This is a genomic window from Bordetella genomosp. 9, from assembly GCF_002261425.1.
Taxonomy (GTDB): Bacteria; Pseudomonadota; Gammaproteobacteria; order Burkholderiales; family Burkholderiaceae_B; genus Bordetella_C.
This window is the reverse complement of the sequence record NZ_NEVJ01000003.1, coordinates 2,606,648-2,632,733: the sequence shown is the minus strand read 5'-3', so window position 1 is coordinate 2,632,733 and position 26,086 is coordinate 2,606,648. Positions and strand designations below refer to the sequence as shown.

The 26,086-nt window shown below is 68.0% G+C and carries 25 protein-coding genes; 8 read left to right on the top strand and 17 right to left on the bottom strand.

The window, feature by feature from the left end; translation table 11 throughout:
• Positions 1-37: 37 nt before the first annotated feature.
• Genes CAL26_RS22920 through CAL26_RS22895 form a run of 6 tightly spaced genes read right to left on the bottom strand, consistent with a single transcriptional unit; the run spans position 38 to position 7,055 of the window.
• Positions 38-1,069 carry an ABC transporter ATP-binding protein gene (locus tag CAL26_RS22920; protein WP_256988568.1) on the bottom strand — a complete coding sequence of 344 codons (1,032 nt, stop codon included), beginning with the start codon at positions 1,067-1,069 and terminating at the stop codon, positions 38-40.
• Entirely contained in the window at positions 1,066-2,085 is a 1,020-nt protein-coding gene (locus CAL26_RS22915; RefSeq protein WP_094848993.1) for an ABC transporter ATP-binding protein, read from the bottom strand. The genes CAL26_RS22920 and CAL26_RS22915 overlap by 4 nt, the downstream gene beginning before the upstream one ends.
• Positions 2,086-2,100: 15 nt before the next feature.
• Positions 2,101-3,027: an ABC transporter permease gene (locus CAL26_RS22910; RefSeq protein ID WP_094848992.1), complete on the bottom strand. Its 927-nt coding sequence runs from the start codon at positions 3,025-3,027 to the stop codon at positions 2,101-2,103.
• 18 nt (positions 3,028-3,045) lie between these two features.
• Positions 3,046-3,981 carry an ABC transporter permease gene (locus CAL26_RS22905; RefSeq protein ID WP_094848991.1) on the bottom strand — a complete coding sequence of 312 codons (936 nt, stop codon included), beginning with the start codon at positions 3,979-3,981 and terminating at the stop codon, positions 3,046-3,048.
• A 1-nt stretch (position 3,982) separates the two neighbouring features.
• Complete coding sequence (locus tag CAL26_RS22900; protein ID WP_094848990.1) at positions 3,983-5,560, bottom strand: ABC transporter substrate-binding protein; 1,578 nt, start codon at positions 5,558-5,560, stop codon at positions 3,983-3,985.
• Positions 5,561-5,615: 55 nt separating this feature from the next.
• Positions 5,616-7,055 carry a M81 family metallopeptidase gene (locus CAL26_RS22895; protein WP_094848989.1) on the bottom strand — a complete coding sequence of 480 codons (1,440 nt, stop codon included), beginning with the start codon at positions 7,053-7,055 and terminating at the stop codon, positions 5,616-5,618.
• Between the two features lie 313 nt (positions 7,056-7,368).
• On the opposite strand from CAL26_RS22895, the gene CAL26_RS22890 reads away from it, so the two are divergent.
• Together CAL26_RS22890 and CAL26_RS22885 are read left to right on the top strand one after the other, a co-directional pair.
• Complete coding sequence (locus CAL26_RS22890) at positions 7,369-8,826, top strand: N-acyl-D-amino-acid deacylase family protein (RefSeq protein ID WP_094850038.1); 1,458 nt, start codon at positions 7,369-7,371, stop codon at positions 8,824-8,826.
• Positions 8,827-8,840: 14 nt separating this feature from the next.
• On the top strand, positions 8,841-9,074 hold the full coding sequence (locus tag CAL26_RS22885) for a DUF3820 family protein (RefSeq protein WP_094848988.1): 234 nt from the start codon (positions 8,841-8,843) through the stop codon (positions 9,072-9,074).
• Positions 9,075-9,077: 3 nt separating this feature from the next.
• Here the strand turns inward: CAL26_RS22885 and CAL26_RS22880 are convergent, their stop codons facing one another.
• From CAL26_RS22880 to CAL26_RS22860, 5 genes are all read right to left on the bottom strand, one after another.
• Positions 9,078-9,908, bottom strand: coding sequence for an amidohydrolase family protein (locus CAL26_RS22880; protein ID WP_094848987.1), 831 nt, complete (start codon positions 9,906-9,908; stop codon positions 9,078-9,080).
• Positions 9,909-9,922: 14 nt separating this feature from the next.
• A complete protein-coding gene (locus CAL26_RS22875) occupies positions 9,923-10,918 on the bottom strand; it encodes an NAD(P)-dependent oxidoreductase (protein WP_094848986.1) in 996 nt (331 codons plus the stop codon).
• The gene (locus tag CAL26_RS22870) at positions 10,915-12,003 is read right to left on the bottom strand and encodes a LacI family DNA-binding transcriptional regulator (protein WP_094848985.1); all 1,089 of its coding nucleotides are present in this window, start codon (positions 12,001-12,003) and stop codon (positions 10,915-10,917) included. Before CAL26_RS22870 ends, CAL26_RS22875 begins: the two co-directional genes overlap by 4 nt.
• 8 nt (positions 12,004-12,011) lie before the next feature.
• Positions 12,012-13,910, bottom strand: coding sequence for a TRAP transporter large permease (locus tag CAL26_RS22865; RefSeq protein ID WP_094848984.1), 1,899 nt, complete (start codon positions 13,908-13,910; stop codon positions 12,012-12,014).
• 70 nt (positions 13,911-13,980) lie between these two features.
• Positions 13,981-15,030: a TRAP transporter substrate-binding protein gene (locus CAL26_RS22860; RefSeq protein WP_094848983.1), complete on the bottom strand. Its 1,050-nt coding sequence runs from the start codon at positions 15,028-15,030 to the stop codon at positions 13,981-13,983.
• Between the two features lie 198 nt (positions 15,031-15,228).
• On the opposite strand from CAL26_RS22860, the gene CAL26_RS22855 reads away from it, so the two are divergent.
• Together CAL26_RS22855 and CAL26_RS22850 are read left to right on the top strand one after the other, a co-directional pair.
• Positions 15,229-16,266: a glycosyltransferase family 2 protein gene (locus CAL26_RS22855; protein ID WP_373454523.1), complete on the top strand. Its 1,038-nt coding sequence runs from the start codon at positions 15,229-15,231 to the stop codon at positions 16,264-16,266.
• Between the two features lie 25 nt (positions 16,267-16,291).
• A complete protein-coding gene (locus CAL26_RS22850) occupies positions 16,292-17,863 on the top strand; it encodes an ArnT family glycosyltransferase (RefSeq protein ID WP_179283457.1) in 1,572 nt (523 codons plus the stop codon).
• On the opposite strand, the gene CAL26_RS22845 is transcribed toward CAL26_RS22850, so the two are convergent.
• Positions 17,823-18,218, bottom strand: coding sequence for a GtrA family protein (locus CAL26_RS22845; RefSeq protein WP_086066904.1), 396 nt, complete (start codon positions 18,216-18,218; stop codon positions 17,823-17,825). The genes CAL26_RS22850 and CAL26_RS22845 overlap by 41 nt on opposite strands.
• Positions 18,219-18,302: 84 nt before the next feature.
• Between CAL26_RS22845 and CAL26_RS22840 the strand changes: the two genes are divergently transcribed.
• Positions 18,303-19,109, top strand: coding sequence for a ChbG/HpnK family deacetylase (locus CAL26_RS22840; protein WP_256988567.1), 807 nt, complete (start codon positions 18,303-18,305; stop codon positions 19,107-19,109).
• On the opposite strand, the gene CAL26_RS22835 is transcribed toward CAL26_RS22840, so the two are convergent.
• The 5 genes from CAL26_RS22835 to CAL26_RS22815 form a co-directional block, all read right to left on the bottom strand.
• Positions 19,070-19,720 (bottom strand): GntR family transcriptional regulator, encoded by a 651-nt coding sequence (locus CAL26_RS22835; protein WP_094848979.1) that lies wholly within the window; start codon positions 19,718-19,720, stop codon positions 19,070-19,072. The two genes, CAL26_RS22840 and CAL26_RS22835, sit on opposite strands and share 40 nt — an antisense overlap.
• A gap of 19 nt (positions 19,721-19,739) precedes the next feature.
• Positions 19,740-20,669 (bottom strand): dihydrodipicolinate synthase family protein, encoded by a 930-nt coding sequence (locus CAL26_RS22830; protein ID WP_094850036.1) that lies wholly within the window; start codon positions 20,667-20,669, stop codon positions 19,740-19,742.
• Positions 20,670-20,782: 113 nt separating this feature from the next.
• A complete protein-coding gene (locus CAL26_RS22825; protein ID WP_094848978.1) occupies positions 20,783-21,718 on the bottom strand; it encodes an alpha/beta hydrolase in 936 nt (311 codons plus the stop codon).
• A 101-nt stretch (positions 21,719-21,819) separates the two neighbouring features.
• Positions 21,820-22,446 carry a LysE family translocator gene (locus CAL26_RS22820; RefSeq protein WP_094848977.1) on the bottom strand — a complete coding sequence of 209 codons (627 nt, stop codon included), beginning with the start codon at positions 22,444-22,446 and terminating at the stop codon, positions 21,820-21,822.
• A gap of 49 nt (positions 22,447-22,495) precedes the next feature.
• Entirely contained in the window at positions 22,496-23,434 is a 939-nt protein-coding gene (locus CAL26_RS22815) for a DMT family transporter (protein WP_094848976.1), read from the bottom strand.
• A gap of 145 nt (positions 23,435-23,579) precedes the next feature.
• Between CAL26_RS22815 and CAL26_RS22810 the strand changes: the two genes are divergently transcribed.
• The 3 genes from CAL26_RS22810 to CAL26_RS22800 all read left to right on the top strand — a co-directional run bounded on the left by CAL26_RS22810 (position 23,580) and on the right by CAL26_RS22800 (position 25,955).
• On the top strand, positions 23,580-25,016 hold the full coding sequence (locus CAL26_RS22810; protein WP_179283522.1) for an aminotransferase-like domain-containing protein: 1,437 nt from the start codon (positions 23,580-23,582) through the stop codon (positions 25,014-25,016).
• A 35-nt stretch (positions 25,017-25,051) separates the two neighbouring features.
• Positions 25,052-25,405, top strand: a complete 354-nt coding sequence (locus tag CAL26_RS22805) for a TIGR01244 family sulfur transferase (protein WP_094848974.1) — start codon at positions 25,052-25,054, stop codon at positions 25,403-25,405.
• A gap of 85 nt (positions 25,406-25,490) precedes the next feature.
• Positions 25,491-25,955 (top strand): universal stress protein, encoded by a 465-nt coding sequence (locus CAL26_RS22800; RefSeq protein WP_086066897.1) that lies wholly within the window; start codon positions 25,491-25,493, stop codon positions 25,953-25,955.
• Positions 25,956-26,086: the final 131 nt, after the last annotated feature.

The window sequence follows — 26,086 nt, the reverse complement described above, 5'->3', positions numbered from 1 at the left end:
ATCGGGCGTGGTCAGGCTGGGATACCGGCGATCGCGCTCAGCGGAAATGGCAGGCCACCAGCTGCGTCGCCCCGGGCGCGCCGTCCGACACGGGCCGCGGGGTCAGCGCCGGCCGTTCACGCTTGCAGATATCCTGCGCCAGCGGGCAACGTGTATGGAAACGGCAGCCGCTGGGCGGATTGGCCGGGCTGGGCGGATCGCCGCGCAGCAGCTTGCGCTGGCTGCGTACGTGGGGATTCGGCACCGGCACGGCCGAGAGCAGGATTTCCGTGTAGGGATGGCGCGGCTGCGCGAACAGGGTGTCGCGGTCCGCCAGTTCGACGACCTGGCCCAGGTACATGACCGCGACCCGATGGCTGATGTGCCGCACCACTGCGAGGTCGTGCGCGACGAACAGATAGGCGATGCCGAATTCCGCCTGCAGGTCGGTCAGCAGGTTGATGACCTGCGCCTGCACCGATACGTCCAGCGCCGACACCGGCTCGTCGCAGACGATCAGCTTGGGACGCAGCGCCAGGGCCCGGGCGATACCGAGGCGCTGGCGCTGGCCGCCGGAGAACTCGTGCGGAAACTTCTTCATCGCTTCCGGACGCAGGCCCACCTTGGAGAACAGCCATGCCACCCGTTCTTCGCGTTCGCGCGCGGCGTGGCCGGGCAGGCCGCTGAAATTGCGCATCGGCTCGGCCACGATGGCGCCGGCCTTCATGCGCGGATTCAGCGACGCGTAGGGGTCCTGGAAGATGATCTGCATATCGCGCCGACGGTCGCGCATCTGCGCGATATCCAGCCGGGCGATATCCTCGCCATCCAGCTTGACGGAACCGGAGGTGGGTTCGATCAGCCGCAGGATGGATTTGCCGGTGGTGGTCTTGCCGCAGCCGGACTCGCCCACCAGCGCCAGGGTTTCGCCGCGCGCCAGGTCGAAGGACACGCCGTCGACCGCCTGCACGGTGGGGCGCTTGCGGCCCAGCCAGCTGGACGAACCGGGGTAATGCTTGACCAGGTCGCGCACCTGCAGCAGCGGTTCGCCGGCGCCGGCCGTTGCCGCGGTCATCGTGGCGTTGTTCATGCCGTCGCTCCTTCCATGACGGTGGCTTCGACCTGTTCCGCATGGAAACAGGCCACCACGTGATCGCCGCCCAGCGGACGCAGGGGCGGCGTCTCGCGCCGGCAGCGATCGCTGGCGTACGCACAGCGCGGGGCAAAGCTGCAGCCCGTGCCGAGTTGCGTCGGCGGCGGCACCATGCCGGGAATCTCCGTCAGGCGCCCCGCGTGGTTCATCGACGGCATGGACGCCATCAAAGCGCGCGTATACGGATGCAGCGGACGGTCGAACAGCTCGGCCACCGGCGCTTCTTCGACCTTGCGGCCCGCATACATGACGACCACCCGATGGCAGCATTCGGCCACCACGCCCAGGTCGTGGGTGATCATGACGATGCCCATGCCCAGTTTTTCCTGCAGGCCGCGCAGCAGCTCCAGGATCTGCGCCTGTATGGTGACGTCCAGCGCCGTGGTGGGCTCGTCGGCGATCAGGACTTCGGGATTGCAGGACAGGGCCAGCGCGATCATCACGCGCTGGCGCATGCCGCCGGACAATTGGTGGGGATACTCGTTAACGCGCCGTTCCGGTTCGGCGATCTGCACCAGCCGCAGCATTTCCGTGGCGCGCGCCAGCGCTTCGCGGCGGCCGACCTTCTGGTGCACCATGACGGTTTCGGCGATCTGCCGGCCCACCGTCAACACCGGATTCAGCGACGTCATCGGCTCCTGGAAGATCATGGAAATCCGGTTGCCACGGATGGCGCGCATCTGCTTTTCGCTGAGGTCCAGCAGGTTGGTGCCGCGATACCGTACCGCACCGCCGGCGAAGCGCGCCGGGGGCATGGACAGCAGGCGCATGATGGAAAGCGCGGTCACGCTCTTGCCGCAGCCGGATTCCCCGACCACGCCCAGCGTCTGGCCGGCGCGCACCTGATAGGACACGCCGTTGACGGATTTCACCGTCCCGGCCACCGTGTCGAACCAGGTCGAAAGATTGTCCACGTCCAGCAGGACCGGCGCGGACGACGTTTGTTCAGTCATGTCGTGGCCATTCCTTCACAGTTGGTTCGCCAGGCGCGGATCGAGCGCGTCGCGCAGGCCGTCGCCGACCATGTTGATCGCCAGCACCGTCAGGGCCAGCAGCGCGCCCGGGTACAGGATGATGGTGAAAGCCACCGCCACGAAGTTGCGCCCTTCCGCCATCATGTTGCCCCAGCTGGGTACCTGCGCCGGCACGCCCACGCCCAGGAAGGACAGCACGGCTTCGGTCAGCACCGCGGTGGCGGCGATGAAGGTGGCCTGCACCACCAGCGGCGTCACGATATTGGGCAGCACGTGGCGCACCAGGATCACCGGCAGGCGCGTCCCGATGGCATGCGCCGCTTCGACGAACAGCTGCTCGCGCAGCGTCAGGGCGAGCGAACGCACCAGCCGCACCACGCGCGGCACCTGCGGAATGGTAATGGCCAGGATGACCGTGGACAGGCTGGCGCGGATGACCGCCATCAGGGCGATCGCCAGCAGGATGTCCGGGATGGCCATCATGCCGTCCATGACGCGCATGATGATGGAATCGGCCCAGCGCATGAAGCCCGCCATCAGCCCCAGCGCCACGCCCAGCACCGTGGCCAGCACGGCCACCGAGATCGCCACGACGAGCGAGACCCGGCCGCCCCACACCGCGCGGCTGAAAACGTCCCGGCCCAGCGCATCGGTGCCGAACCAGTGCTCCGCCGACGGCGGCTTCAGGCGTTGCAGGGGATTGATGGTGGTGGGATTGTGCGTGGCGATCCAGGGCGCCGCCAGCGAAATCGCGGCGACGGCGACCAGCAGCGCCAGACCCAGGATCAGCGTCGGATGCTTGCGCAGCCAGCGCCAGCGCAGCGAGGGCGGCGCGTCGATGGCGGCCGCGGCAAGCGGCGGGCCGGGCTGGCGCGGATCCAGCGCATCGACCGCCGACGTCGTGGAAGTGTTTTCGGACATTGTGTTCCTGGAGCCGCTTCAATAGCGTATGCGTGGATCGAACAGGCGGTAGCTCAGGTCGATCAGCAGGTTGATCAGTACGTAGACGCCGGCCGACAGCAGCAGCACGCTCTGGATCACCGGATAGTCGTGGTGCTGGACCGAATCGATCACCAGCCGGCCTATGCCTGGAATCGCGAACACGGTTTCGGTCACCACCACGCCGCCGATCAGCAGCGCGATGCCCACGCCCACCGTGGTGGCGATGGGGATCGCGGCGTTGCGCAGCGCGTGGCCCAGCACCGGCAGCACGCCCAGCCCCTTGGCGCGGGCCGTTCGGATGTAGTCTTCATGCAGCACTTCCAGCACGGTGGCGCGGGTCATGCGCGTGATCAGCGCGATATACACCAGGGCAAGGTTCACGCAGGGCAGGATCAGGCTGCGCAGCCAGGGCCATGGTCCATTGGCCAGGCGCGTATAGCCTTGCACCGGCAGCCAGTGCAGCTGCACGGCGAAGCCGTAGATCAATAGATAGCCGACCAGGAAGACCGGCACCGAAAACGCCAGCACCGCGAACACCATCACCAGCCGGTCTATCCACGTGCCGGCCCGGTATGCGGCCAGCACGCCCAGCGGGATGGCGACGACGATGGACAGTCCCATGGTCAGCAGCGCGATCGACAGCGTGGGCTCCAGGCGCTGCGCCAGCAGGCTCGTGACGGGCACCTGCGTGAACAGCGACGTGCCGAGATCGCCGCGCAACAGCTTTCCCGCCCACAGGAAGAACTGGTGCCACAGGGGCTGGTCCAGGCCCAGCGCCACGTGCAGGCGCTGGATGTCTTCGGCCGTGGCCAGGTCGCCGGCGATCAGGGCCGCCGGGTCGCCAGGAGACAGGTGGATGAGCAGGAAGACGATCACCGCCACCACCGCCATGACGGGCAGGGTGGCGAGTATGCGCCGTATCACATAGGCCATATTATTTGTCCAGCACCCACACGTTGGGCAGGCCCCACAGCAGGTCGCTGTGCTTCACGGACTTGCGCACCGCGTGCACGCGGTTGTACTGGCCGACGGCGATGTAGGGGATGGCCTCGTAGGCGCGTTCCTGGAACTTGTCCAGCAGTTGCTTGCGCTGCGCGGGATCGGTGGCCGAAATCCACTGCGCGCGCAGGTCGTCCAGCGGCTTGTCGCAAGGCCAGCCCGGCAGGCTGTTGCCGCAGGCCGCGCCCAGGTAGGTGTTGTTGATCGGCGAGTTCACGTTGTAGTCGGCCGCCGACGACAGGTAGATGCTCCAGCCGCCCTTGTCCACCGGATTCTTGCTGGCGCGGCGCGCGGTCTCCGTGGCCCAGTCCATGGACTGGATATCCAGGTTCATGCCCAGGTCCTGCATGGCCTGGATCGCCACCAGCGTGGCGGAGTTCAGGTAGGCGACGTCGGTGGGCAGCAGCACGGCGATCTTCTCGCCCTTGTAGCCGGATTCCGCCAGCAGCTTCTTGGCCAGCGTCATATCCACCTTGCGATAGGGCGCGGCGCCGGCGCTGGTGTCGTTGGGGCTGCCGCAGATGAAATAGGTCGCGCAGTAGTCCATGCGCATATCCGCGGGGTAGCCCATCGCGGTGACGAACTTTTCCTGGTCGATGGCATGCCGCAACGCCTGGCGCGCCTGCACCTTGTCGAACGGCGGATTCAGGAAGTTCATGATGATGTAGGCCTGCGACTTGCCGGTCACCCCGACGTGGATGTCGCTGTCGCTGCGCAGGGTTTCGATGTAGTCCGGCGGCACTTCCTCGATCATGTCGACTTCGTTGTTCTTCAGCGCGGCGATGGAACTGTTGGAGTCCGGCAGGATGGCCCATTCGACGCGATCGACATGGGATGTCTTGTTGCCTGCCAGGCCGGACGGCGCTTCCTTGCGGCCCACGTAAGCGGGATTGCGCACGAACACCAGCTTGTTGCCGGGCACCCATTCGTCACGCTTGAACAGGTAGGGACCGGAGCCCACCACTTCGTTCAGCGGCGCGGTGTCGGGCATCTTCGCCAGGCGTTCGGGGATGATGAAGGCCGGATAGCTGGCGACCTTGGCCAGGCCGTCGAGCACCGGCCCGAACGGCTGGTCCAGCGTCAGCGTGAAGGTCTTGTCGTCGACGGCGGCCCACTTGCCGCCGGCCGCCACCATGGCGCGGCCGATGTTGTCGCGCTTTTCCCAGCGCTGCAGCGAGGCCACCACGTCGGCTGATTTGACCGGATTGCCGTCGCTGAACTTCAGGCCGTCGCGCAGCGTGAAGGTCCAGGACTTGCCGTCGGGCGCGGTCTTGTAGCTGTCCACCATCTGCGGCTGCGGGATGCCCTTGGCGTCCGGCGCGAACAGCGTGTCGTACACCATGAAACCGAAGTTGCGGGTGATGTAGGCCGTCGTGAAGAAAGGGTCCAGCACTTTCAGGTCGGCATAAGGCACCAGCCGCAGGGTCTTGCCGTCCGCATGGGCGGGGGCTGCGGAAAGGCAGGCGACGGCCATGGACATGGCGGCGAGCGCGGTTTGGATGCGGCGTTTCATGGAACAGCTCCGTTAGCGATGGCTGGGAAAGAATGCGAGCGTACTGCCGTCCGCCTTACAGCGGCCACTTCGGCATGCGGATCTTCTTGTAGGACAGGGTCTTCCAGTCCGGCGTGGCCACGCCGGGCGCGCCGACGTAGATCACGTGCCTGGCGACCTTGGAGAATGAAGCGTAGAAATGCTGCGCGGATTTCACCACCACGATCTTGCGCGCCGTCAAATCGCAGCCGAGCTGGGTGAACAGATCGACGTTCATGGCCTGGTTGCGGTTGGACACCAGCACGATCTGCACGCCGCCGGCCTGCACCAGGCCGCAATCGCCCATCGAAGTGGGACTGCCGGTCAGGCCGGTCATGGCCATGTCGCGGCGCAGGGCGAGCACCGTACAGTCGGCATCCACCGGGGTGCCGGACAAAGGGCCGATCTTGCCGCCCAGGCGCATGGGCAGCGTCGCGCCTTCGCCCGCGTCGAAGGCGATGCGCACCGCCATCGGGTCCCACAGGGGACCCAGCGCGGCGTTCTGGATGCCACGTTCGAGCAGCCGGGACAGCACGTAGGTGGAGTCGCCCGGGGCGCCGCTGCCGGGATTGTCGGCGCGGTCGGCCAGCACGACGGGCCCGCCGTCGAAGGCCAGCGCTTCGTCGATGGCCTGGTCCACCGTGCGGTAGTTCACCAGCAGCTGCTCGCGCCTGGCGATCAGTTCGTCGGCCAGTTGGCGCGCCAGCGCGTCGGCGCGCGCCTGGTCGCCGTCGGTGTACACCAGCACCTTGGTGCCCATCTCCGGCACGTCGCCGGTGGCGAAGCCCATCGAAAACGACAGCGACAATACGCCGTCCTTGCCTTCCATCGCGCGCAGCTTGTTGACGAAGCCCAGCGCGGGTTCGCGCGTGGTGTGCATCGGCACCACCATCTGGCAATCGACCATCGCCGCGACGGGGCGCGTGCGGCCCTGGGCCTTGTCGGCGCACAGGTCGAACAGCTGTTCCGCGCAATGCACGATGTCGGTGTGCGGATATTCCTTGTACAGCACCACCACGTCGGCGCTCTGTACCATCAGCGGCGTCAGGTGGGCGTGCGGGTCCAGTTCGGTGCCGATGACGACGTCGGGTCCGACGATGGCGCGCGCGCGGGCCAGCAGGTCGCCTTCGCAGTCGTCATAGCCATCGGCCACCATGGCGCCATGCAGGCCCAGCAGCACGATGTCCACCGGCAAAGCCGCGCGCAGGTCGGCCAGGATCTCGTCGCGCAGGGTTTCGTAGGCCGAGCGGGTGGTGATGCCGCTGGGCTGCGCCGTCGTGACCAGGCCTTCCTTGAGCGTCCAGCCCGATTGCGCGCAGCGCTTGCGGGCCACCCACAGCGGCGCGCCCTGCGACGTCGGCGCGTCCGGATGCGTGCCGGCGGGATAGTATTCCCGGCCGCGGAACGAGTCGATGCTGGTCGGCAACGGCGCGAAGGTGTTGGTTTCGGTGCCGAGGCCGGCGCTGAAGATACGCATGGTATGAGGAGTCCCTGGACGTGGCATCTGGGGCGCATCATGCCGTTTGCGCCGGCCGCCGTACAAATAGCAATTGCGGCATGGACCATAACCGATGGTTATGCATGTATAGTTCTATTAGGGTAAACGCGTACGATTTGCCGCTAAGGGAACGCCCGGGCACCAGGGGACATGCCTAAAGGTTATGCCGTGATGCGCCTTTTGCATTGGCCTCGCAAGCCTTGGGGGCGCACAATGCTGCCGTGCCACCGCGGCGCGGCGGGCTTGCCGCCGCGCCGGCGTATCGAACCCACGAAGGATCGCGACCATGAACATGCAGCAGCCCTATGACCTGGTATTGCAAGGCGGCGACGTCGTCGACGGCACGGGGGCGCCCCGCCGCCGCGCCGATGTCGGCGTGCGCGACGGCCGCATCGCCGGCATCGGCGATCTGTCGGCCGCGCCCGCGGCGCGCCGGCTGGACGTGACCGGGCTGGTGGTGGCGCCGGGCTTCATCGACAGCCACGCGCATGACGACCGTGCGGTGCTCGACATGCCGGACATGCTGCCCAAGGTGTCGCAGGGCGTCACCACCGTGGTCAACGGCAACTGCGGGATCAGCCTGGCGCCGCTGCGCGGCGGCGAAACCCTGGTGCCGCCCTTGAACCTGCTGGGCCGCGGAAACGCCTACGGCAGTTTCGCCGAGTACCGGCAGGCGATCGACGCGACGGCGCCCGCCGTGAACGTGGCCGCCATGGTGGGCCATTCCACCTTGCGCGTGATGCGCATGGGCGACGTCACGCGGCCGGCCACGGCGGCGGAGATCGACGCCATGCGGGACGATGTCGAACAGGCGCTGAACGACGGCGCGCTGGGCGTGTCCACGGGGACTTTCTATCCGCCGGCCGCGGCGGCGCCGGAAGCGGAGATCATCGCGGTCTGCGAGCCCATGTCCCGCCTGGGCGGTATCTACGCCACGCATATGCGCGACGAAGGCGATCGCGTCATGGACGCCATCGAGGAAAGCCTGCGCATCGGCGCCGCGCTGAACGTGCCGGTCGTGATCTCGCACCACAAGCTGGTGGGCAAGCACAACCACGGCCGCTCGGTGCAGACGCTGGCGCGCATCGGCGACGCGGCGCGCGGCCAGTCGGTCTGCCTGGACTGCTACCCCTACGATGCGTCGTCCACCATCCTGCGGCCGGAGCGGGTGGAGATCTGCGATCGCACCATGATCACGTGGTCCGAGCCGCATCCGGAGGCCGCCGGCCGCTACCTGGAAGACCTGGCGAAGCAATGGGGCTGCGGCGCGCGCGAAGCGGCGGAACGCCTGCTGCCGGCCGGCGCGGTGTACTTCATCATGGACGACGGCGACGTGCGGCGCATCCTGCAGTATCCGGACACGATGATCGGCTCCGACGGCCTGTCCAGCGAAGGCCGTCCGCATCCGCGCCTGTGGGGAACCTTCCCACGCGTGCTGGGCCATTACGGACGCGGGCTGGGACTCTTTCCGCTGGAGAACGCCGTCTATCGCATGACCGGCCTGACGGCCGCGCGCCTGGGGCTGCGCGACCGCGGCCGCGTCGACGTCGGCTGCCACGCCGATCTCGCGGTGTTCGACCCGGACACCATCATCGACAAGGCGACCTTCGATTCACCGACCGAAGCCTGCGACGGCATGCGCCACGTCTTCGTCGCCGGCGTCGCCACCTGGCAGGACGGCGCCGCCACCGGCGCGCGTCCGGGCCGCTACATCACGGATCGGCCGCAGGCATACAATCACGCGCCGTAGTTCGATACCGTCTCATGCAACCCGAAGATCTCAAGCTCCTGGTCACCTGGACCATGCCTTTCGGCAAGTACAAGGGCCGCCTGCTGGCGGACCTGCCGGGGCATTATCTGACCTGGTTCGCACGGGAAGGGTTTCCGCCAGGGCGGTTGGGGGAACTGCTGGGATTGATGCACGAGCTCGACCACAACGGGCTCAAGTCTTTGCTGGATCCGCTGCGGCAGGGCGGGGCGCCGAAGCGCCCCGCGTGACCTTCAGAACCCGTACAGGCGCGCCGGATTGTCCACCAGGATCTTCTTGCGGACCTGTTCGTCCGGCGCCCAGCGCGCCAGCAGATCCAGCATGTCCGCGTTGTCCGGCGCGTCGGTGCGGCCGGGGTGCGGATAGTTGCTGGCCCACAGGCAGCGATCGGGACAGGCGCTCGCTAGAGCGGCGGCCAGGGCGCTGACGTCGTCATAGTGCGGCGGCCCGGATTTCGACGTTTCGTAGGGCGCGGACAGCTTGACCCAGACGCGGCCGCCATCCAGCAGGCGCAGCAAGGACTGGAACGCCGGGTCGGCGGGCGCGACCGGCGTCAGGTACTTGCCGTTGTGGTCGATGCTGAGCTGGCAGGGCAGGGCGGCCAGCCGTTTTTCGTAGTGCGGCAGTTCGCGGCCATCCAGCTGCAGGTTGATGACCCAGCCCAGCTCGGCGATGCGTTCGGCCATGGGTTCCAGGTCGTCCCAGCGCATGACGCCGCCGCTGTCGGGAATCATCATGAATCGCACGCCCCGCACGCCCATTGCATGCAGCCGCCGCAATTCGCCGGCCGGCGTATCCACCGGCAGCGTGGCGATCATGCGCGCGGAGCCTTGCGCCAGCGCCAGCGCTTCCAGCGCGCAGCGGTTGTCGAAGCCGTAGCCGGTGGCCTGCACGATGACGGCGCGCGCCAGCCCCAGGGCCCGACGCACCTGCAGATAGTCGGCCCAGGACGCCTGCGGCGGGCCGAAAGTGGCGGTGGGCGCGAGCGGAAAGCGCTGCAGCTCGTAGATATGGATATGGCAATCGCAGGCGCCGGCCGGCGCTTTCAACAGCGGTGTCTTCATGTTCCGGTTCCTGATCATCGACCCAGCCGGCGCAGGCGGGTTGCCTGCGCCGCGTTGACCGCATGCGGCGGTTCGGCGCCCGTCACGATGGCGCGCACCTGCTCCACCGTATCCATCGCCTGATGCTCGGCCGCCTGCGGCGTCAGGCCGCCGACGTGCGGCGTGGCGATGACGCGCGGGTGCGCGGCCAGCCAGGGCGATGGCATCTGATCCTGCGCGCGGCCGACGTCCAGCGCGCAGCAAGCGATGACGCCCTGGTCCAGCGCGTCGCGCAGCGCTTCCTCATCGACCAGTTCGCCGCGCGATGCGTTGATGAAGATCGCGTCGGGTTTCATGCGCGCGAAGGCGGCGCGACCCATCAGGTTCGCCGTTTCGGGCAAGGCGGGCGCCAGGCACACGACGTAGTCGGACGTGGCCAGCAGCGTATCCAGGTCCACCTGGCGCATGCCGGGCGCCAGGGTCTGCGGTTGCGGGTCCTGCACCAGCACCCGCATGCCCAGCGCCTGGGTAATGCGCGCCAGGTAGCTGCCGATGTGGCCGTGGCCGATGATGCCCACCGTCGCGCCGCGCAGCTCGCGGCCCATGACGATGGGCGCCGGTTGTCCGGTCCAATAGGCCGACGCGGCGCGGCTGATGTGGCGGCTGGCGTCGATCATGGCGCCGACGATCCATTCCGCCACCGAGGCGTCGAAGCCCGGGGTCGCGCGGGTGACGAGCACGCCGTTGCGGCTGGCGGCGTCGATGTCGATGTTGCGGATGTCCACCGCGACGCGGCAGAAGGCGACGAGATCGGGCAGGGCGTCGAACACGGCCGCCGGCGACGCGGCCAGGCGGCTGGAGACGATGATGTGGCAGCCTTGCGCCAGATCGATCAGCGCTTCCGGCGTGGTGGGATCGGCGCCGGGGTTCAGGCGCACGTCGCCCAGTTCGCGCAGGCCGCGCAAGGCACGGTCGCCGTAATAGTTGGCCAGGGCGTGCGGGGAGTGCGTCAACAGTATGGTCGGGGTCATGCGGATGTTTTCCTGGGAACCCGCGCGCGCGGGCGCGGGGAAGCGGGGGCCGGTGGCGGCGCCACCGACTGCCGTTCCACCAGCCGTGGCTGGAACAGCACTTCGCGCGCCGGCAGGGCTGGCTGCGCGAGCCGTTCGATCACCATCGCCACCATGGCGCGGGCCATGTCGGCGCTGGGCATTTCCACCGTGGTCAAGGGCGGATTGGCGTAGGCCGTCATCACCAGGTTGTCCATGCCGATGACCGACACGTCGCCCGGCACCGACAGCCCCGCGCGATGCAGGCCGGCCATCAGGCCCAGCGCCATCATGTCGTTGATGGCGATGATGCCGGTCGGCCGCGACGGCATCGCCGCGATGCGACCCGCCATGGCATAGCCTTCGTCGGCCAGATTCGAATCGCCATAGCCCGTTCGCGTGGCGCCTTCCAGCACCTGCGCGTGGTCGGCCAGGCCGGCCTCCCGCGCCGCCTGCAGGAAGCCCTGGCGCTTCAGCGTCCGGCTGACCGTCTTCACGTCCGGCGTCACCAGCGCCAGCCGCCGGTGGCCGTGCGCCACCAGGTGCTGCACTGCCAGCCGCGACGCCAGCATGTTGTCCGGCGACACGTGATCGATGCGCGACCGCGTATCGCCGTCACCGCCGCGGTCGTAGCTGACCACCGCCAGGCCGCGCGCGATCGCGGCGTCCAGGTGATCTTCGTCGGTGCGCGACGACGCCAGGATGACGCCCCGCACGCCCAGCGAAATCAGGTCGTCGAAGGTGCGCGACTCCTGCTCCCGGTCGCGATGCGTATTGCCCAGCAGCACGCGAAAGCCGTGCGCGTCGCGCGCCGCGGCTTCCACGTGGACAGCCAGTTCCCCGAACATGGGGTTGGCGGTGGACGGCACCAGCAGCCCGATCAGGGGCGCGTAACCCGTCTTCAACTGGCGCGCCACCAGGTTGGGCCGGTAGTTCAGTTCCCTGATCGCGTCCTGCACGCGCTGCAGGGTATCGCGGCGGAGCCGGTCCGTGCGGCCGTTCAGTACGTTGGACACCGAGCTGACCGACACGCCCGCCAGCGCGGCTACATCCTGGATCGTCGTCATCGCCTCTCTCAAGCCATATTCATCATGCGCGGCACCCACAGACTGATCGCGGGCACGAAGATCAGCACTATAAGCATGATCGCGAGCAGGATCAGGTATTTGACCATCGGCCGCGAGACCTCTTCGACACGGGTGCCGGTCATGGCGCAGGTGGCGAACAACCCCAGGCCGAAGGGCGGGCTGAACAGGCCCAGGCCCATGGCGATCACCACCACGGTGCCGAAGTGCAGCGGATTCACGCCGACCTGCTGCGCGATGGGCGTCAGCAGCGGGCCGAAGATGATCAGCGCCGGCGCCCCTTCCAGGATGGCGCCGAACACCACCATCAGCGCCGCCGACACCAGGATGAACGCCGTGCTGCCGTAGGTGTGCGCCAGGTGCGTCATGGTGTCCGACAGGAAGGTCGGCAGCTGCTGCACCGTCAGCGCGAACGCCACGCTGGACGCCGCGGCGATGATGAACAGGATGCCGCCCGCCATGGATGCCGCGCGCACGAACAGCGCCACGATGGCGCGCGGCGTCAGCTCGCGGAAGGCCAGGGCGCCGGCGACCAGCGCGTACACCACCGCGAAGGCGGACACTTCCGTGGACGTGGCCACGCCCGACGTCACGCCCTTGCCTATCATGCCCACCATCACCAGTGCGATGAAGGCGCCGCCCAGCAGCTGCGGCCACGGCATGCGCACCGGAAACGCCAGCATGGGATCGACCTTCTTGCCGAACCAGATCGCCATGGCCGACAGCCCGGTGGCCAGCACCGCCGCCGGCACCAGTCCCGCCAGGAACAGGCCGCCTATCGAGATATTGGCGACGAAGCCCATGATGATCAGGTTCACGCAGGGCGGTATCGTTTCCGCCATCACGGCCGAGCTTGCCAGCACCGCCGCGGTCTCGTTGACGTCCTGTTTCGTGCGGCGCACCGCCGGCACCACGATGCCGCCCACCGCCGCGATGTCGGCCAGCTTGGAGCCCGATACGCCGGAGAAGAACGCGGTGGCCAGGATGGAGATCAGGTTCATCGACCCGCGCACCCGGCCGAACATCCGCACCAGCAGTTCGATCAGGCGCGTCGACATGCCGTTGGATTCCATGACCAGCCCGGCCAGCACGAAGAAAGGAATCGCCAGCAGCACGAAGTGGTCCATTCCGGCCATCACCTGCTGCGAATAGATGATCAGCGGCAGCGATGGCTCGGCCAGGAAATACACCAGCGACGACAGCGCCAGCACGAAGGCGATCGGCACGCCCGCGACCAGGCTGAAGACGAAAGCCAGCGTGAGCAGCAACCATGGCCGTATCGCCCAGCCTTCCGGCATATGGGCGTTCCACGCCCACACCGCCACGCACAACGCGACCGCGCCGGCCAGCGTCCCGTACACCGCGCGGCGCGGCCCGCACAGCGCGTTGGCGACGCCGACGACCGTCATGAACAGCGCGCCCACGAAGACCGGCAGCACGCTGAGCCATTGCGGCGTGCCGATAGGCGTGGTGACGTTCACCGAATCCTGCAGCAGTTCCCACGACGAATAGCACAGCGCGGCCGAGGTGCCCGCCACCGCCCAGCCGCCCAGCTGCAGGGCGGGCTCCCGCCATGACCGGGGCAGCAGGCCGCGAAAGACGTCGATGCCCACATGCTGGCGGCGCGCCAGCACGGTGGCGCCGCCCAGGAACACCAGCGTGACCATCAGCCCGCGCGCGGCTTCTTCCGCCCAGTCCACGGGACTGTGCAGGAAGTAGCGCAGGATGACCGAGACGAAGACGACGCCCACGTCCACGGCCAGCACCAGCCCGCAGAAATGTTCGATGATGCTGCAGATGCGCGCCAGCCAGCGCGCCTGCGCCACGCCGCCCCCGGCGGCGGTGTGGCCCGCCGCGCTGCCGGCGCCTGCCAGTACATGTGCGTTCATGCTGTTCTCCAGCGGATGTCCCGGCCCGTCGCGGCGTGGTCGCCGCGGCTGGCCGGGTTCATCGGGGCGCTCAGGCGCGCGACTGATTGATGATGTCCAGCATCGGCTTGGTCACCGGGTACTGCGACGTCACGCTGGGCCACAGCTTTTCTTCCATGGCCTGGCGCAGGCGCTGGCGTTCGCCGGGATCCATGGGGTGGAACTTGATGCCCAGCTTTTCCAGGTCGGCCAGCGCCTGCTTGCCCTTGCTGCCCGCGACCTGGCGCTGGTACAGCGACGCTTCTTCCGCCGCCTTCAGGAAGGCGGGCTGCAGATCGGCCGGCACCTTGCCCAAGCCGCGCTTGCCGATGGCCGTTATGGATGGGCTGAACAGATGGTTGGTCAGCCAGCAGTTGCTGACGACTTCATTGAATTTGCTGGACAGCACCGTCGCGGCGTCATGCTCGAAGCCGTCGACCACGCCGGTCTGCACCGCCGTGTAGAGCTCGTTGATGGGGATGGGCGTCGGGATGGCGCCCATCAGCTTGAAGGTCTCGACGAAGATGGGCGTCGGCAGCACGCGCAGCTTGACGTTCTTCAGCTCGCTGTCGTGTTCCACGACTTTCTTGGTGTAGACGCTGCGCGCGTTGAAGTGGTTGCCCCAGCCGATGAAGGTGCAGCCCGTGCGCGTTTGCAGCAGCTTGTTGAACTGCTCGCCCACCCCGGCGTCGACGGACTTGTTGACGTGTTCCCAGCTGTCGAACACGAAACCCATGTCCAGCAGCGCCAGTTCCGGCAGCGCCGTCGCCCAGATGGAGCTGCCGGTGATCATCATGTCGATGGATCCCAGGCGCACCTGCTGGACGACGTCCGACTCCTTGCCCAACTGGCCATTGGGGAAGATATCGACGCGGATGCGGTCGCCGACGGACTGTTTCAGGTCGCCGGCGAAGCGTTCGTACCAGATGTACTGGGCGGACTGCTGGTCGGCCGGCTGGGAGATCGAGCAGCGCAGGGCCACGGTGGCCGGGGCGGCGAGCAGGCCGGGCGCGGTGATGGCGGCGGCGGCGCCGGCCGCCGATTTCAGGAAGCCACGGCGCGAGACGAGGGGTTTCGGTGGTGAAAAGGCGTGCGAAATCATGGGCTTGTCTCCGTATTTTTTAGTTTGGTGTAACGATTTAGTAAATCGTTCTACGGATGCTAGGGGTTTTGCACCTTCATTACAATAGGGGCCTCCCGCAGGCGAGGCGGGGCAAGTTCCATGGCTTCGTTACGCGCCATTTCATGAAAATTCGACGACCACGGGCGGATACTGCGCCGCAGCAGTTACTACCCTGCGATCGTCATGTACATCGAATCCCGCACTGAAGCGTTCGCGCCGCGCACGCTCCCCGCCGACGCCCTGCCTCCCCGGCCGGAAATCCGCGACATCCGAATTTCCTGCGTCGTTCCCTGCCTGAATGAGTGCGACAACCTGCGCGTGCTGCTGCCCGCGCTGATGTCCATGCTCAGCAAGCTGTGCAGTTCCTGGGAAGTCATCGTCACCGATGACGGCAGCACGGACGGCACCCCGGAACTGATGCAGCAGTGGACGGCCATCGCCGGCTTCCGCTACGTGCGCCTGTCGCGCAACTTCGGCAAGGAAGCCGCGCTGAGCGCGGGCCTGGAGGCATCGACCGGCGACGTCGTCATCTCGCTGGACGCCGACATGCAGCATCCGCCGGCCCTGATCCCGGAAATGCTGGCTCGCTGGCGCGCCGGCGCCGACATGGTCTACGCCGTGCGCGAAAACCGCGATTCCGAGTCCTGGTTCAAGCGCGCCGGCTCACATCTGTTCTATCGGATGCTCAGCGAACGGCGCGGGGTGGAAGTGCCGGCGAACGCGGGCGACTTCCGTCTCATGGACCGCCGCGTGGTGCAGGCGCTGAACGCGCTGCCGGAGCGCACGCGCTTCATGAAGGGCCTGTACGCCTGGGTGGGATTCGAGGCCGAGGCGCTGCCCTATACGCCCGACGAGCGGGCGCATGGCACCACGCACTACAGCAAGCGCAAGCTGTTCAAGCTGGCCTTCGCCGGCCTGACGGCGTTCACCACCTGGCCGCTGCGCCTGGTGAGCATGATGGGCCTGGTCTTCGCGCTGCTGTCGTTCGCCTACGGGGTGTACCTGGTGGTGGACTTCCTGATGTACGGTAACGCGGTGTCCGGCTGGACCACCATCGTCGCCGCGCTGATGTTCTTCGCGGGCATCAACCTGCTGTCCCTGGGGGTCGTCGGCGAATACGTCGGCCGCATCTTCGACGAAGTCAAGGGCCGCCCCTTGTATGTCGTGCGCGAACAGCGCGGCAGAGTCTTCACTGAAAAAAATAATTCCCGATAACATGTCGCGAGTACTGGATGCATGGATGCGCCGCGTTGAGGCGTTGTCCAGGGGATGGCTTTTCCTGTTGACCGGGGCGTGGCTGCTCTGGCTGTCATGGCTGCGGCCGATGACCTTGCCGGATGAAGGCCGTTACGCCGGCGTAGCTTGGGAAATGATGCGCAGCGGCGAGCGCATCGTGCCGCTGCTCAACGGCATGCCGTTCTTCCACAAGCCGCCGCTGTACTACTGGCTGGCGTCGGCCGCCTTCGACCTGTTCGGCGTGCATCCCTGGGCGGCGCGCCTGCCTTCCTGGCTGGCCGCCTGGGCCGCGGCGATGGCCGTATATGCCTTCATGCGGCGCTACCGCGGCGTGCGGACGGCGACCATCGCCCTGATCGTCCTGGCCACCCAGCCGTTCTTCTTCGGCGCCGCGCAGTTCGCCAATCTGGACATGCTGGTGGCCGGCATGATCACGCTGACCACCGTGGCCGGGGCCGCGACCGTGCTGAATGCGGCGCGCGGCGCCCCCTGGCGCATGCTGGCCCTGGCGACGGGCGTGCTGGCCGCGCTGGGCGTGCTTTCCAAGGGCCTGATCGGCGTGGTGCTGCCGGCCGGCATCCTGTTTTTCTGGATCCTCGCGCTGCGGCAGTGGCGTGGCCTGGCCGCGCTGCTGTGGCCGCCCGCCATCATCGCCTTCGTGGTGGTGTGCCTGCCATGGTTCTGGGCCATGCAGGAGGATTTCTCCGGCTTCTTCAACTATTTCTTCATCTACCAGCAGTTCGACCGTTTCGCCGAAGCCACCTTCAACAACCGCGAGCCCTTCTGGTTCTATCCTCCGGTGATGGCGGGCCTGATCCTGCCCTGGACCTTCTGGCTGGGGGCGGTGTTCCGCAAGGCGTTCTGGTCGCGCGATAACGACGACGCGTATGCCGTGCGGCTGCTGATGGGCATCTGGATCGCGGTGGTGGTGGCCTTCTTTTCGCTGCCGGCGTCCAAGCTCGTGGGCTACGTGCTGCCCGCGCTGGCGCCCCTGGCCGTCCTGGTGGCCGAGGTCATCGCCGCCGGCCTGGCGGGCCGCGACGCCGAATCTACGCGCCGCGGCTATCGCCTGTGCCAGGCGGTGGCGATCGCGTTCTGCGTGCTGATGACGGTGTTCGTCGCCATCTATTCGTCGCCCACGTCCGCGCCGCTGGCGCGCCGCGCGCGCCCCGACTTCAAGCAGGGCGACCAAATCGTCATGCTGCATGCCTACGCCTACGACCTGCCGATGAATATGCGCGACACGCGGCCGGCCTGGGTCGTGGACGACTGGAACAATCCTGAAATCCCCGTGCGGGACAATTGGCGCAAGGAGCTCTACGACGCCGGCCAGTTCCGTCCCGACGTGATGAAGGACACGCTGATCTCCATGCATGAACTGCAGTCGCGGCTGTGTGCCGCGCCGGCCGGACAGGCCTTCTGGTTCTGGGGCAATCCGGCCGACGACCAGGAAGCCTATCCCGCGTTGCGCGGCGTCGCGCCGTTCGCGGTGAACGGCAAGCGCGCGCTGTGGCGCGTCGTGCCCGACGCCACGTTCAGGTCGCGCTACTGCGACGGAACGCCCAAAAACGGCTGAAGATGAAGGTCAGCACGGCGATGGCGATCAGCACCAGCCCGAGCAGGACGTCGTACCGCAGCGTGGTGTGCCGCAGCAGCCAGGCGTAGGCGGCTTCGTTGATCAGGAAGCCGGCGGCCGAGATGCAGAAGAAACGTAGCGCCGCCACATGCCATGCAGTGGCCTGATGCCGGAAAGTGAGCCGATAATGACCGCTGAACGAAACTCCGAACGCCACCAGCCAGCCGACCACGTTGGCGGCCAGTGGCGGCGCGCCCAGGGCTTCCACGCAGCCGACGGCCGTTATCCAGTGGGTAGCGGCGGCCGCGCAGCCAACGGCGACGAACCAGCTCAATTGTCGGATCAGGCTCCGCATTCCAGAACTTCCATGACGATAATGTTGCAAGAGCCCACGCATGCGGGCAGCAGGCGCATTGTCGTATGCGCCGACGATTTTGGCATGAGCGCCGCCATCGATCATGGCATCCTCGCGCTGGCCGGCGCGGGGCGCCTGAGCGCCGTCGGCTGCCTGTCGCAGGCGCCTTCCTTCCGTGCCGACGCGGCCAGGCTGCGCGAACTGGACGTCGATGCCGGCCTGCATCTGAATTTCACCGAAACGCTGGGCGCGCCGGGACTATACCTGCCTTTGCCGCGGCTGATCGCCTGCGCCTATGCGCGCGTGCTGAACCGTGGCCGCGTGCAGCGCCAGATCGAACGCCAGCTCGACGCCTTCGAGTCGGCGATGGGCCGCATGCCGGACTTCATCGACGGCCATCAGCACGTGCACCAGCTGCCGCAGATACGCGATGCCCTGTTCGAAGTGCTGGCGCGCCGCTATCCTGCCCAGGGCAACGATGCCCACCGCCCGTGGCTGCGCGATACGTCGCCAGGCTGCCTGGATGGCGTGCCCGCGCCGCTGCGGCGCAAGGCCCGCATCATCGCGGCCTTGGGATCGGCGGCTTTCTCGCGCGGCGCGGCGCGGGCGGGGTTGGGCACCAATCGGCGCTTCCTGGGCGTCTACGATTTCCAGGGCGGCGCGCAGGTCTATGACGGCCTGCTCAGGCTCTGGCTGCGCAACGCCGCCGACGGCGATCTGCTGATGTGCCATCCGGCGCTGCCGGCCGGCGGCAGGCAGGGCATGGACGCGCAGCGGGGCGCCGAGTACCAGGTGCTGTCCGGCCCCGGCCTGCACGAATGGATGGCGTCGACGGGCGTGCGCGTGTCGCGCTATGCGTCGATGACCTTGCGCGCGAACGCTTCCAGATAATCCAGCAGCGTATCCGCGGCCTGCGCGGCGGCGCGCTCGTCGCCGCTGGCGACGGCCCGCGCCAGGTCCTGGTGATGGCGCGCCCCTTCCATGACGTCGCCTTCGTGCTGGTAGGCGTACCAGAAGCGCCGGCATTGGATCAGCAGTGGGGTGACCGCCGTGACGGCGGACATATTGCGGCAGGCCTCATGGCAGGCGTGATCCAGCATCTGGTCGGCGCGCATGTAGTCGTCGAGGTCGCCGCCCTGGGCCGCGCGCATCATGTTCGCCGCGCATTCCAGGATCGCCGCGCGCTGGGGCGGCGTCGCCCGCCGCGCCGCCGCCGTGGCGATCAGCCGTTCCAGGCTGCGGCGCGTCTGCAGCAGGTCCAGATGGTCGGCGAGCTCCACGGTGGAGACGCGCAGGCCGCGGCGCGGCTCCTGGGTGATCAGTCCCGCCGACACCATGCGCAGCAAGGCTTCGCGCAGCGGCGTGCGGCCCAGCCCGGTGCGTTGCACGAGTTCGGCTTCGACGACCGGACTGCCGGGCTGCAGCTGCAGCGTGGCGATCATGCTTTCGATCGCGTCGTAGGCGACGTCGGCGGCACGGCGTTTGGGCAAGACGGCGTTCATGCTCTGCGTGGCGCGACGGTCAGCGCGCGGCGGCCGGCGGACGCGAGCGGAATTCCTCCGGACGCTTTTCGAGCGCCGCGTGGACGATGGCTTCGACACGCGCGCGTTCTTCGCCGGCCAGCGGCAGGCGCGGACGGCGCACGAACTCATTGCCGACCCCGGCCAGGGTTTCGGCCAGCTTGATGTTCTGCACCAGCTTGGTCGATACATCCAGGTGCAGCAGGGGCGTGAACCACTGATAGAGCTTGAGCGCCTGCGCCCATTCGCCCGCCTTCATCAGGTCATACAGCGCCACGGTCTCGCGCGGGAAGGCGGTCACCAGGCCGGCCAGCAGGCCGTCGGCCCCCAGGGCCAGCGCCTCGAACGAAAGATCGTCCACGCCGATGAACAGCTGGTAGCGGGTGCCCAGCGCATTGCGCAGGTCGGTGATGCGGCGGATGTCGTCCGTGCTTTCCTTGATCGCCGCCAGCCATTCGCAGTCGGCCAGCTGCGCCATGTGCTCGGGCTTCAGGTCGACGCGATAGGCGACGGGGTTGTTGTAGATCATGCAGGGCTTGCGCGCGGCTTCGGCAATGGCGCGCACGTTCTGCATGGCTTCGCGGGCGTCCGCGACGTAGAGCACCGAGGGCATGACCATGAAGCCGTCCACGCCCAGGTCGACCGCCGCCTTCACATAGCGCAGCGCGTCGCGGGTGCTGGTTTCCGAGACGTTGGCCAGCACCGGGACGCGGCCGGCGCTGACGTCCACCGCGGTCCGCGCGACCGACAGCTTTTCGTCCATCGACAGCGTGCTGGCTTCGCCCAGCGATCCACAGGTCACCATGCCGTGGACGCCGTTGTCGATCAGGAAGGCGAAATGCCTGCGCATTTCCTCGTGATCGAGCGATTCGTCCTCGTGGAATTTGGTCGTGACGGCGGGAAACACCCCTTGCCAGCGCGTGCGGTTCAAGTCGATCTCCATCGGAAAGTGGGCGCCCGGCGCCACGTATCCCTGGCAGGACCGTGGCCGATCCGGATCTGTCCGGCGCGCCGATGGGGCAGTCTACTGGGTGCTTAATATATTTACAACGGCGCCCGTGCGTCCACGGGCGGCCGCGGCGGCATGGGCGCGCCGCGATAGGCGGCGGAGGCGTCGCGCACGAAGGACTCCACCGCCTGGTCGTAGACCGGGCCGCTGCGCACCGCGCCGGAATGCGAGGCGCCGTCGATCTTGACCAGCCGCTTCAGGTTGGGCGCCACTTTCTGCACGGCGGCGAACAACTGGTCGCTCATGGTGTGCGGCACCACGCGATCCTCCGTGCCGTGCAGGAAGAGCACCGGCGTCGTCATGTCGGCAAGCTTGTCCAGGGAATCGAAGGGCTGCGTGACCAGCAGGCTGGCCCCGGGCACCCAGCCCCATTTCAGGGTCTGCAGCATGGCGGCGATGCTGGTGAAGCTGGACTCGACGATCAATCCGGCAATGGGAGGCGTGTCCTTGCGCGATGCCAGGTCGATGGCGATCGCGCCACCCAGGCTGTGGCCGTAGACGAAGCGCCTGGCCGGATCGGGCTGGCGCCTGGCCAGCTCGGCCAGGGCGGCGGCGGCATCCTGGCCGGCGCTTTCTTCGGATGGCAGCATCCGGGTGGAATCCCCGAAACCGCGGTAGTCGATGGCCAGGACGGAATAGCCCAGGCGGGTCCAGCTGGCCATGCGGAAGGCGCTGCCATTCAGGTTCCAGCGCGCGCCGTGCAGATACAGGACGGTGGGCGCCTGCGCGTCGGGGCTTTGCCAATACCAGGCGCGGACCTGCTGGCCGGGCGCCACGGCCAGGTCGAATACGCGCGTGCCGGCGGGAGGTTCGCTGAACCAGCGCTGGTCGCCGCGCGCCGGCGAAAAAATGGCTTCGCGCTGCCAGGCGTCCAGCTGGGTGCAGCCCACGATGGCGGCGCTGGCCAGCAGCACGCAGGCCACGGCGCGCCGCAGGCTGATACGGAAGGGCAATCGGGAAGAACCGGGCATGGACGATAGACCTGCCCCCGCCGCGCGGGTTCCCGGTCGTGCGTGCATGCAAGCGGGCGAGCGGACGGGCGGGGCGGGCGGGGCAGCGGCCCGCGGCGGGCTTACCGCATCAGGTCCTGCGCGACCGGATAGAGCGACAGCACCAGCAGCACGGCCATCCCCAGGTTGAAGGCCCGCACCGCGCCCGGCTTGTGCAGGACGCGCCGCAGCGCCGTGCCGAAGGTGACCCACACCCCGATGGCGGGCAGGTTGACGATGCCGCAGACGATGGTCGCCACCACCAGGTTCATGAAGAACCCGGCCTCCGGGATATAGGTGGCGGCCAGGCCGACGACCATCACCCATGCCTTGGGATTGATCCATTGGAACGCCGCCGCCTGCAGGAAGGTGAAGGGGCGCGCACGCCGGTCGCCTTCGCGGATTTCGCCGGCCGTGGCGATTTTCCAGGCCAGGTAAAGCAGATAGGCGGCTCCGCCATATTTCAGCACGGTGTACAGCAGCGGCGAGCTGTGGAATACCGCGCCCAGGCCGGCGCCCACCAGCAGGATCATCAGGGTAAAGCCGATGTTCACGCCGAACATGTGGGGCAGCGTGCGGCGGAAACCGAAGTTCAGGCCCGATGAGGCCAGCATGATGTTGTTCGGGCCCGGCGTGATCGAGCTGACCAGGGAAAACAGGGCGACGGGGCCGAGCAGGCTGGCGGAAAGCAAGGGGATGTTGTCGTTCATGGTGTTGTCTCCGCGGATCTACGAATGGCGCGGGTTGGGATGTGTGGGGTCAGGCCGTGCGCCGCGCCGCCGCGGCGCGGGCGCCGGCGATGACGGCGATGACGGCCAGCGCGAACGCCAGGGTGGCGGGCGCGACCTGCTCGCCGAACAGCGGTCCGGCGGCGCATACGGTGATGAAAGGCTGCAGCAGCTGGATCTGTCCGACCTTGGCGATGCCGCCGCGGGCCAGCCCGTGGTACCAGGCGAAAAAGCCCAGGAACATGGAGCCGAATGACAGATAGGCAAGCGCCAGCCAGACCGTCGGCGTGGGCGCCACCGGCACGCGCGCGGCCATCCATGCCACCGGCGCGACGATGAAGGGGGCGCTCAGGACCAGCGCCCAGCAGATCGTCCGCCAGCCGCCCAGGGTGCGCGCCACGCGCGCGCCTTCGGCGTAACCCATGCCGCCCAGTGCCGTCGCGATCAGCAGCCAGAGATCCCCGGCCTGCGGCGCGCCGCCCCCCTCGCGCAGCGCGAAGGCCGCGACCAGGCAGGCGCCGGCCAGGGCCCAGAGCCAGAAGCGGCCCGGCGGCCGTTCGCCGCTGCCGAGCGCGGCGAAGGCCGCCGTCGCCAGCGGCAGCAGGCCGTTGACCACCGCGCCGTGGGCGGACGGCACGGACTGCATGGCCAGCGTGGAGGCGATCGGCCAGCCCACGACCACGCCCAGTGCGGCCAGGACGATCCCGGACATTTCCTCGCGCCGTGGCAGGCGGCTGCGCGTCAGCCACAGCAGCAGGCCGGCCGGCGCGGCCGCGACCACCGCGCGTCCCAGGGCCACCAGCAGTGGATCGAGCTCCGCGACCGCGACGCGCGACATGGGCAGCGTCAGGCTGAAGATGGCGATGCCCAGCAGCGCGGCGCCATAGCCCTCCCAGCCGTGGCGCGGGGCGGCGGACGAAGACGGGGCGGCGATGGACGCGGTCGGGCGCGGGTTGGGCTTGGACGGCATGCGGGTATCCGGGAAAGTACTGACTTGGATGACACTCTACGGACAGTTTCCGGTACAGTACCGATACACTTTACCGGTTCACCGTGATAACTGGCCTGGCGCCCCGCCCATGACACTTTCCGATACCCTCGCCACCTGGCGCCCCGTGCGCGGCAACGACGTGACGCTCGCGACCCAGTTGGCCGATGATCTGGCGCGCCGCATTGCCGACGAAGGCCTGCGCCCCGGTTCGCGCCTGCCGTCGATCCGCGCCATGGCCGAACAGGCCGGCGTCAGCCGCTTCACGGTGGTGGAGGCCTACGATCGCCTGGCCGCCAGCGGCCTGGTGCAGTCGCGGCGCGGTGCCGGCTTTTTCGTGGCGCCGCGCGATACCGCCCGCGCCGCCGCCGCCGTGCCGGCGGCCGAAGCCAGCCTGGATACGCCCGCGCGCATCGATATCCCCTGGCTGTTGCGCAGCATGTTCCGCGAGTCCAACACGCCCGGCATGCCCGGCGGCGCGGGCCTGCTGCCGGCCGACTGGCTGGACGCCGACATGATCGCCGGCGCCGTACGCGCGGTCGGGCGCTCGGTGCGCGGCAATTTCCTGTCCTATGGCCAGCCGCAAGGCTATCCGGGCCTGCGCCAGCAGATCGCCGCGCTGCTGCAGGGATTGGGCGTGCCCGCCCATCCCGAACACAACCTGCTGACCACCGCGGGCGTCACCCACGGACTCGATCTGATCGCCCGCCTGCTGGTCGGGCCGGGCGACACGGTGCTGGTGGAAGACCCGGCATGGTTCGTCATCTTCGGCCGCCTGGCCGCCGTCGGCGCGCGCGTCATCGGCGTGCCGCGCACGGCCGCCGGCCCGGATATCGGCGTCCTGGAAAAGCTGGCCGCGCAACATCGCCCCAAGCTCTTCATCGTCAACAGCGTGGTGCACAATCCGACCGGCCACACCTTGTCCGCCGGCGCCGCCTACGACATCCTGCGCATCGCCGAGCGCTACGATTTTCCGGTGGTCGAAGACGATACCTATTCGGAACTGCATCCGGGCAACGCCATGCGCCTGTCGGTGCTGGACCGCTTGAACCGCGTCATCCTGGTGGGCGGCTTTTCCAAGATGCTGGCGCCCAGCCTGCGCGTGGGCTACGTGGCGGCGGCGCCGGCGCTGCTGCAGAAACTGGCCGACCTGAAGATGCTGGCCGGCCTGACGACGCCCGAGCTGAGCGAACGCGTGATTCATCGCATACTGGCCGACGGCCTGTTCCGCCGGCATGTGGAGCGCGTACGCGCTCGCGTGGACGAGGCGCGCGAACGCTGCGTGCGCCTGCTGCTGGAGCTGGGCCTGCGGATACCGGAACTGCCGCATGGCGGCATGTTCATCTGGGCCGACTGCGGCCGCGACAGCGAAACCCTGGCCCGCACGGCCGCGGAGCGCAATATGCTGCTGGCGCCGGGCTCCCTGTTTTCGCCGTCGCAGACGCCGACGACGTATATGCGCTTTTCCGCCAGCATGGTGGACAATGCGGCGGCCTGGCAGCTGCTGCGGCAATTGATGCCGCGTCCGACGGGGCGCGACACGCCCGCCGGGCGGTTATCCTAAGGCCATTCATCAGCCCCCCTTCGAGGAAGATCATCATGTCCGTTCCCATCAATCGCCTGACTCCCGAGTTCGCCGTCGCGCCGCAGCTGTCGCCCGACGATATGGCCGCGGTGGCGGCCGCGGGCTTCAAAAGCGTGATCATCAACCGGCCCGACCACGAAGGCGGCCCCGACCAGCCCACGGCCGCGGCGGTTTCCGAAGCGGCGCTGAACGCGGGCCTGCAGGTCGAATATCAGCCCGTGGTCAGCGGCGGCATGACCGCGGACGACGTGGCCACCTTCGGGCGCCTGCTGGAAAAGCTGCCGCACCCGGTCCTGGCCTATTGCCGCACGGGCACGCGCTGCACGAACCTGTTTGTCGCCTCGCAGCAATCGGGCACGCAGCGCTGATACGCGCCGTGGGCGAGGGTGCTCTGCCGCGCCCGCCGGTTTTCCGGTAGGATTGGATGCACAACATCCGTGTAAGGAGCTGGACATGTTCAAGAAAATCCTGATTCCCACCGACGGGTCCCCGCTGTCCGCCCAGGCGGCGAACGCCGGAGTCTGCTTCGCGCGCTCCGTCGGCGCGGAGATCGTCGCCCTGCACGTCACGCAACCCTTTGCCGCGACCATAGGCTTCGACGGCATGGCCGCCGCCTATGCCATTACCGACGAAGACTACGAAAAGGCCTCGGCGGACCAATCCAAGCGCTACCTGAAGGCGGTCCTGGACCGCGCGGAAACCGCCAGCGTCAAGGCCACGTCGCGCGCCATCTCCAATTTCAACGTCGCCGACGGCATCGTGCACGCCGCGCAGGAAAACGGCTGCGACCTGATCTTCATCGGCAGCCACGGGCGCAGCGGGCTATCGCGCCTGTTACTCGGCAGCGTCACCGCCAAGGTCCTGTCGCTGGCCCACACCGCGGTGCTGGTGTATCGCGTCAAGGAAGAAAAAGCCTGACCGGTCCGCAGCGCGACGCACGCGTCGCCGTGCATGAAAACACGCCGCTTCTCCGTCTGGAAAGCGGCGTTTTTATTTCACGATGGATCCCGTACCGTTTGAATACCGGGACTATGCTCATGCATTATGTC

Excerpts from the sequence above, each read along its gene's own strand:
- CAL26_RS22920 (WP_256988568.1), bottom strand. The coding sequence starts at position 1,069 with ATGAACAACGCCACGATGACCGCGGCAACGGCCGGCGCCGGCGAACCG.
- CAL26_RS22915 (WP_094848993.1), bottom strand. The coding sequence starts at position 2,085 with ATGACTGAACAAACGTCGTCCGCGCCGGTCCTGCTGGACGTGGACAAT.
- CAL26_RS22910 (WP_094848992.1), bottom strand. The coding sequence starts at position 3,027 with ATGTCCGAAAACACTTCCACGACGTCGGCGGTCGATGCGCTGGATCCG.
- CAL26_RS22905 (WP_094848991.1), bottom strand. The coding sequence starts at position 3,981 with ATGGCCTATGTGATACGGCGCATACTCGCCACCCTGCCCGTCATGGCG.
- CAL26_RS22900 (WP_094848990.1), bottom strand. The coding sequence starts at position 5,560 with ATGAAACGCCGCATCCAAACCGCGCTCGCCGCCATGTCCATGGCCGTC.
- CAL26_RS22895 (WP_094848989.1), bottom strand. The coding sequence starts at position 7,055 with ATGCGTATCTTCAGCGCCGGCCTCGGCACCGAAACCAACACCTTCGCG.
- CAL26_RS22890 (WP_094850038.1), top strand. The coding sequence starts at position 7,369 with ATGCAGCAGCCCTATGACCTGGTATTGCAAGGCGGCGACGTCGTCGAC.
- CAL26_RS22885 (WP_094848988.1), top strand. The coding sequence starts at position 8,841 with ATGCAACCCGAAGATCTCAAGCTCCTGGTCACCTGGACCATGCCTTTC.
- CAL26_RS22880 (WP_094848987.1), bottom strand. The coding sequence starts at position 9,908 with ATGAAGACACCGCTGTTGAAAGCGCCGGCCGGCGCCTGCGATTGCCAT.
- CAL26_RS22875 (WP_094848986.1), bottom strand. The coding sequence starts at position 10,918 with ATGACCCCGACCATACTGTTGACGCACTCCCCGCACGCCCTGGCCAAC.
- CAL26_RS22870 (WP_094848985.1), bottom strand. The coding sequence starts at position 12,003 with ATGACGACGATCCAGGATGTAGCCGCGCTGGCGGGCGTGTCGGTCAGC.
- CAL26_RS22865 (WP_094848984.1), bottom strand. The coding sequence starts at position 13,910 with ATGAACGCACATGTACTGGCAGGCGCCGGCAGCGCGGCGGGCCACACC.
- CAL26_RS22860 (WP_094848983.1), bottom strand. The coding sequence starts at position 15,030 with ATGATTTCGCACGCCTTTTCACCACCGAAACCCCTCGTCTCGCGCCGT.
- CAL26_RS22850 (WP_179283457.1), top strand. The coding sequence starts at position 16,292 with ATGCGCCGCGTTGAGGCGTTGTCCAGGGGATGGCTTTTCCTGTTGACC.
- CAL26_RS22845 (WP_086066904.1), bottom strand. The coding sequence starts at position 18,218 with ATGCGGAGCCTGATCCGACAATTGAGCTGGTTCGTCGCCGTTGGCTGC.
- CAL26_RS22840 (WP_256988567.1), top strand. The coding sequence starts at position 18,303 with ATGAGCGCCGCCATCGATCATGGCATCCTCGCGCTGGCCGGCGCGGGG.
- CAL26_RS22835 (WP_094848979.1), bottom strand. The coding sequence starts at position 19,720 with ATGAACGCCGTCTTGCCCAAACGCCGTGCCGCCGACGTCGCCTACGAC.
- CAL26_RS22825 (WP_094848978.1), bottom strand. The coding sequence starts at position 21,718 with ATGCCCGGTTCTTCCCGATTGCCCTTCCGTATCAGCCTGCGGCGCGCC.
- CAL26_RS22820 (WP_094848977.1), bottom strand. The coding sequence starts at position 22,446 with ATGAACGACAACATCCCCTTGCTTTCCGCCAGCCTGCTCGGCCCCGTC.
- CAL26_RS22815 (WP_094848976.1), bottom strand. The coding sequence starts at position 23,434 with ATGCCGTCCAAGCCCAACCCGCGCCCGACCGCGTCCATCGCCGCCCCG.
- CAL26_RS22805 (WP_094848974.1), top strand. The coding sequence starts at position 25,052 with ATGTCCGTTCCCATCAATCGCCTGACTCCCGAGTTCGCCGTCGCGCCG.
- CAL26_RS22800 (WP_086066897.1), top strand. The coding sequence starts at position 25,491 with ATGTTCAAGAAAATCCTGATTCCCACCGACGGGTCCCCGCTGTCCGCC.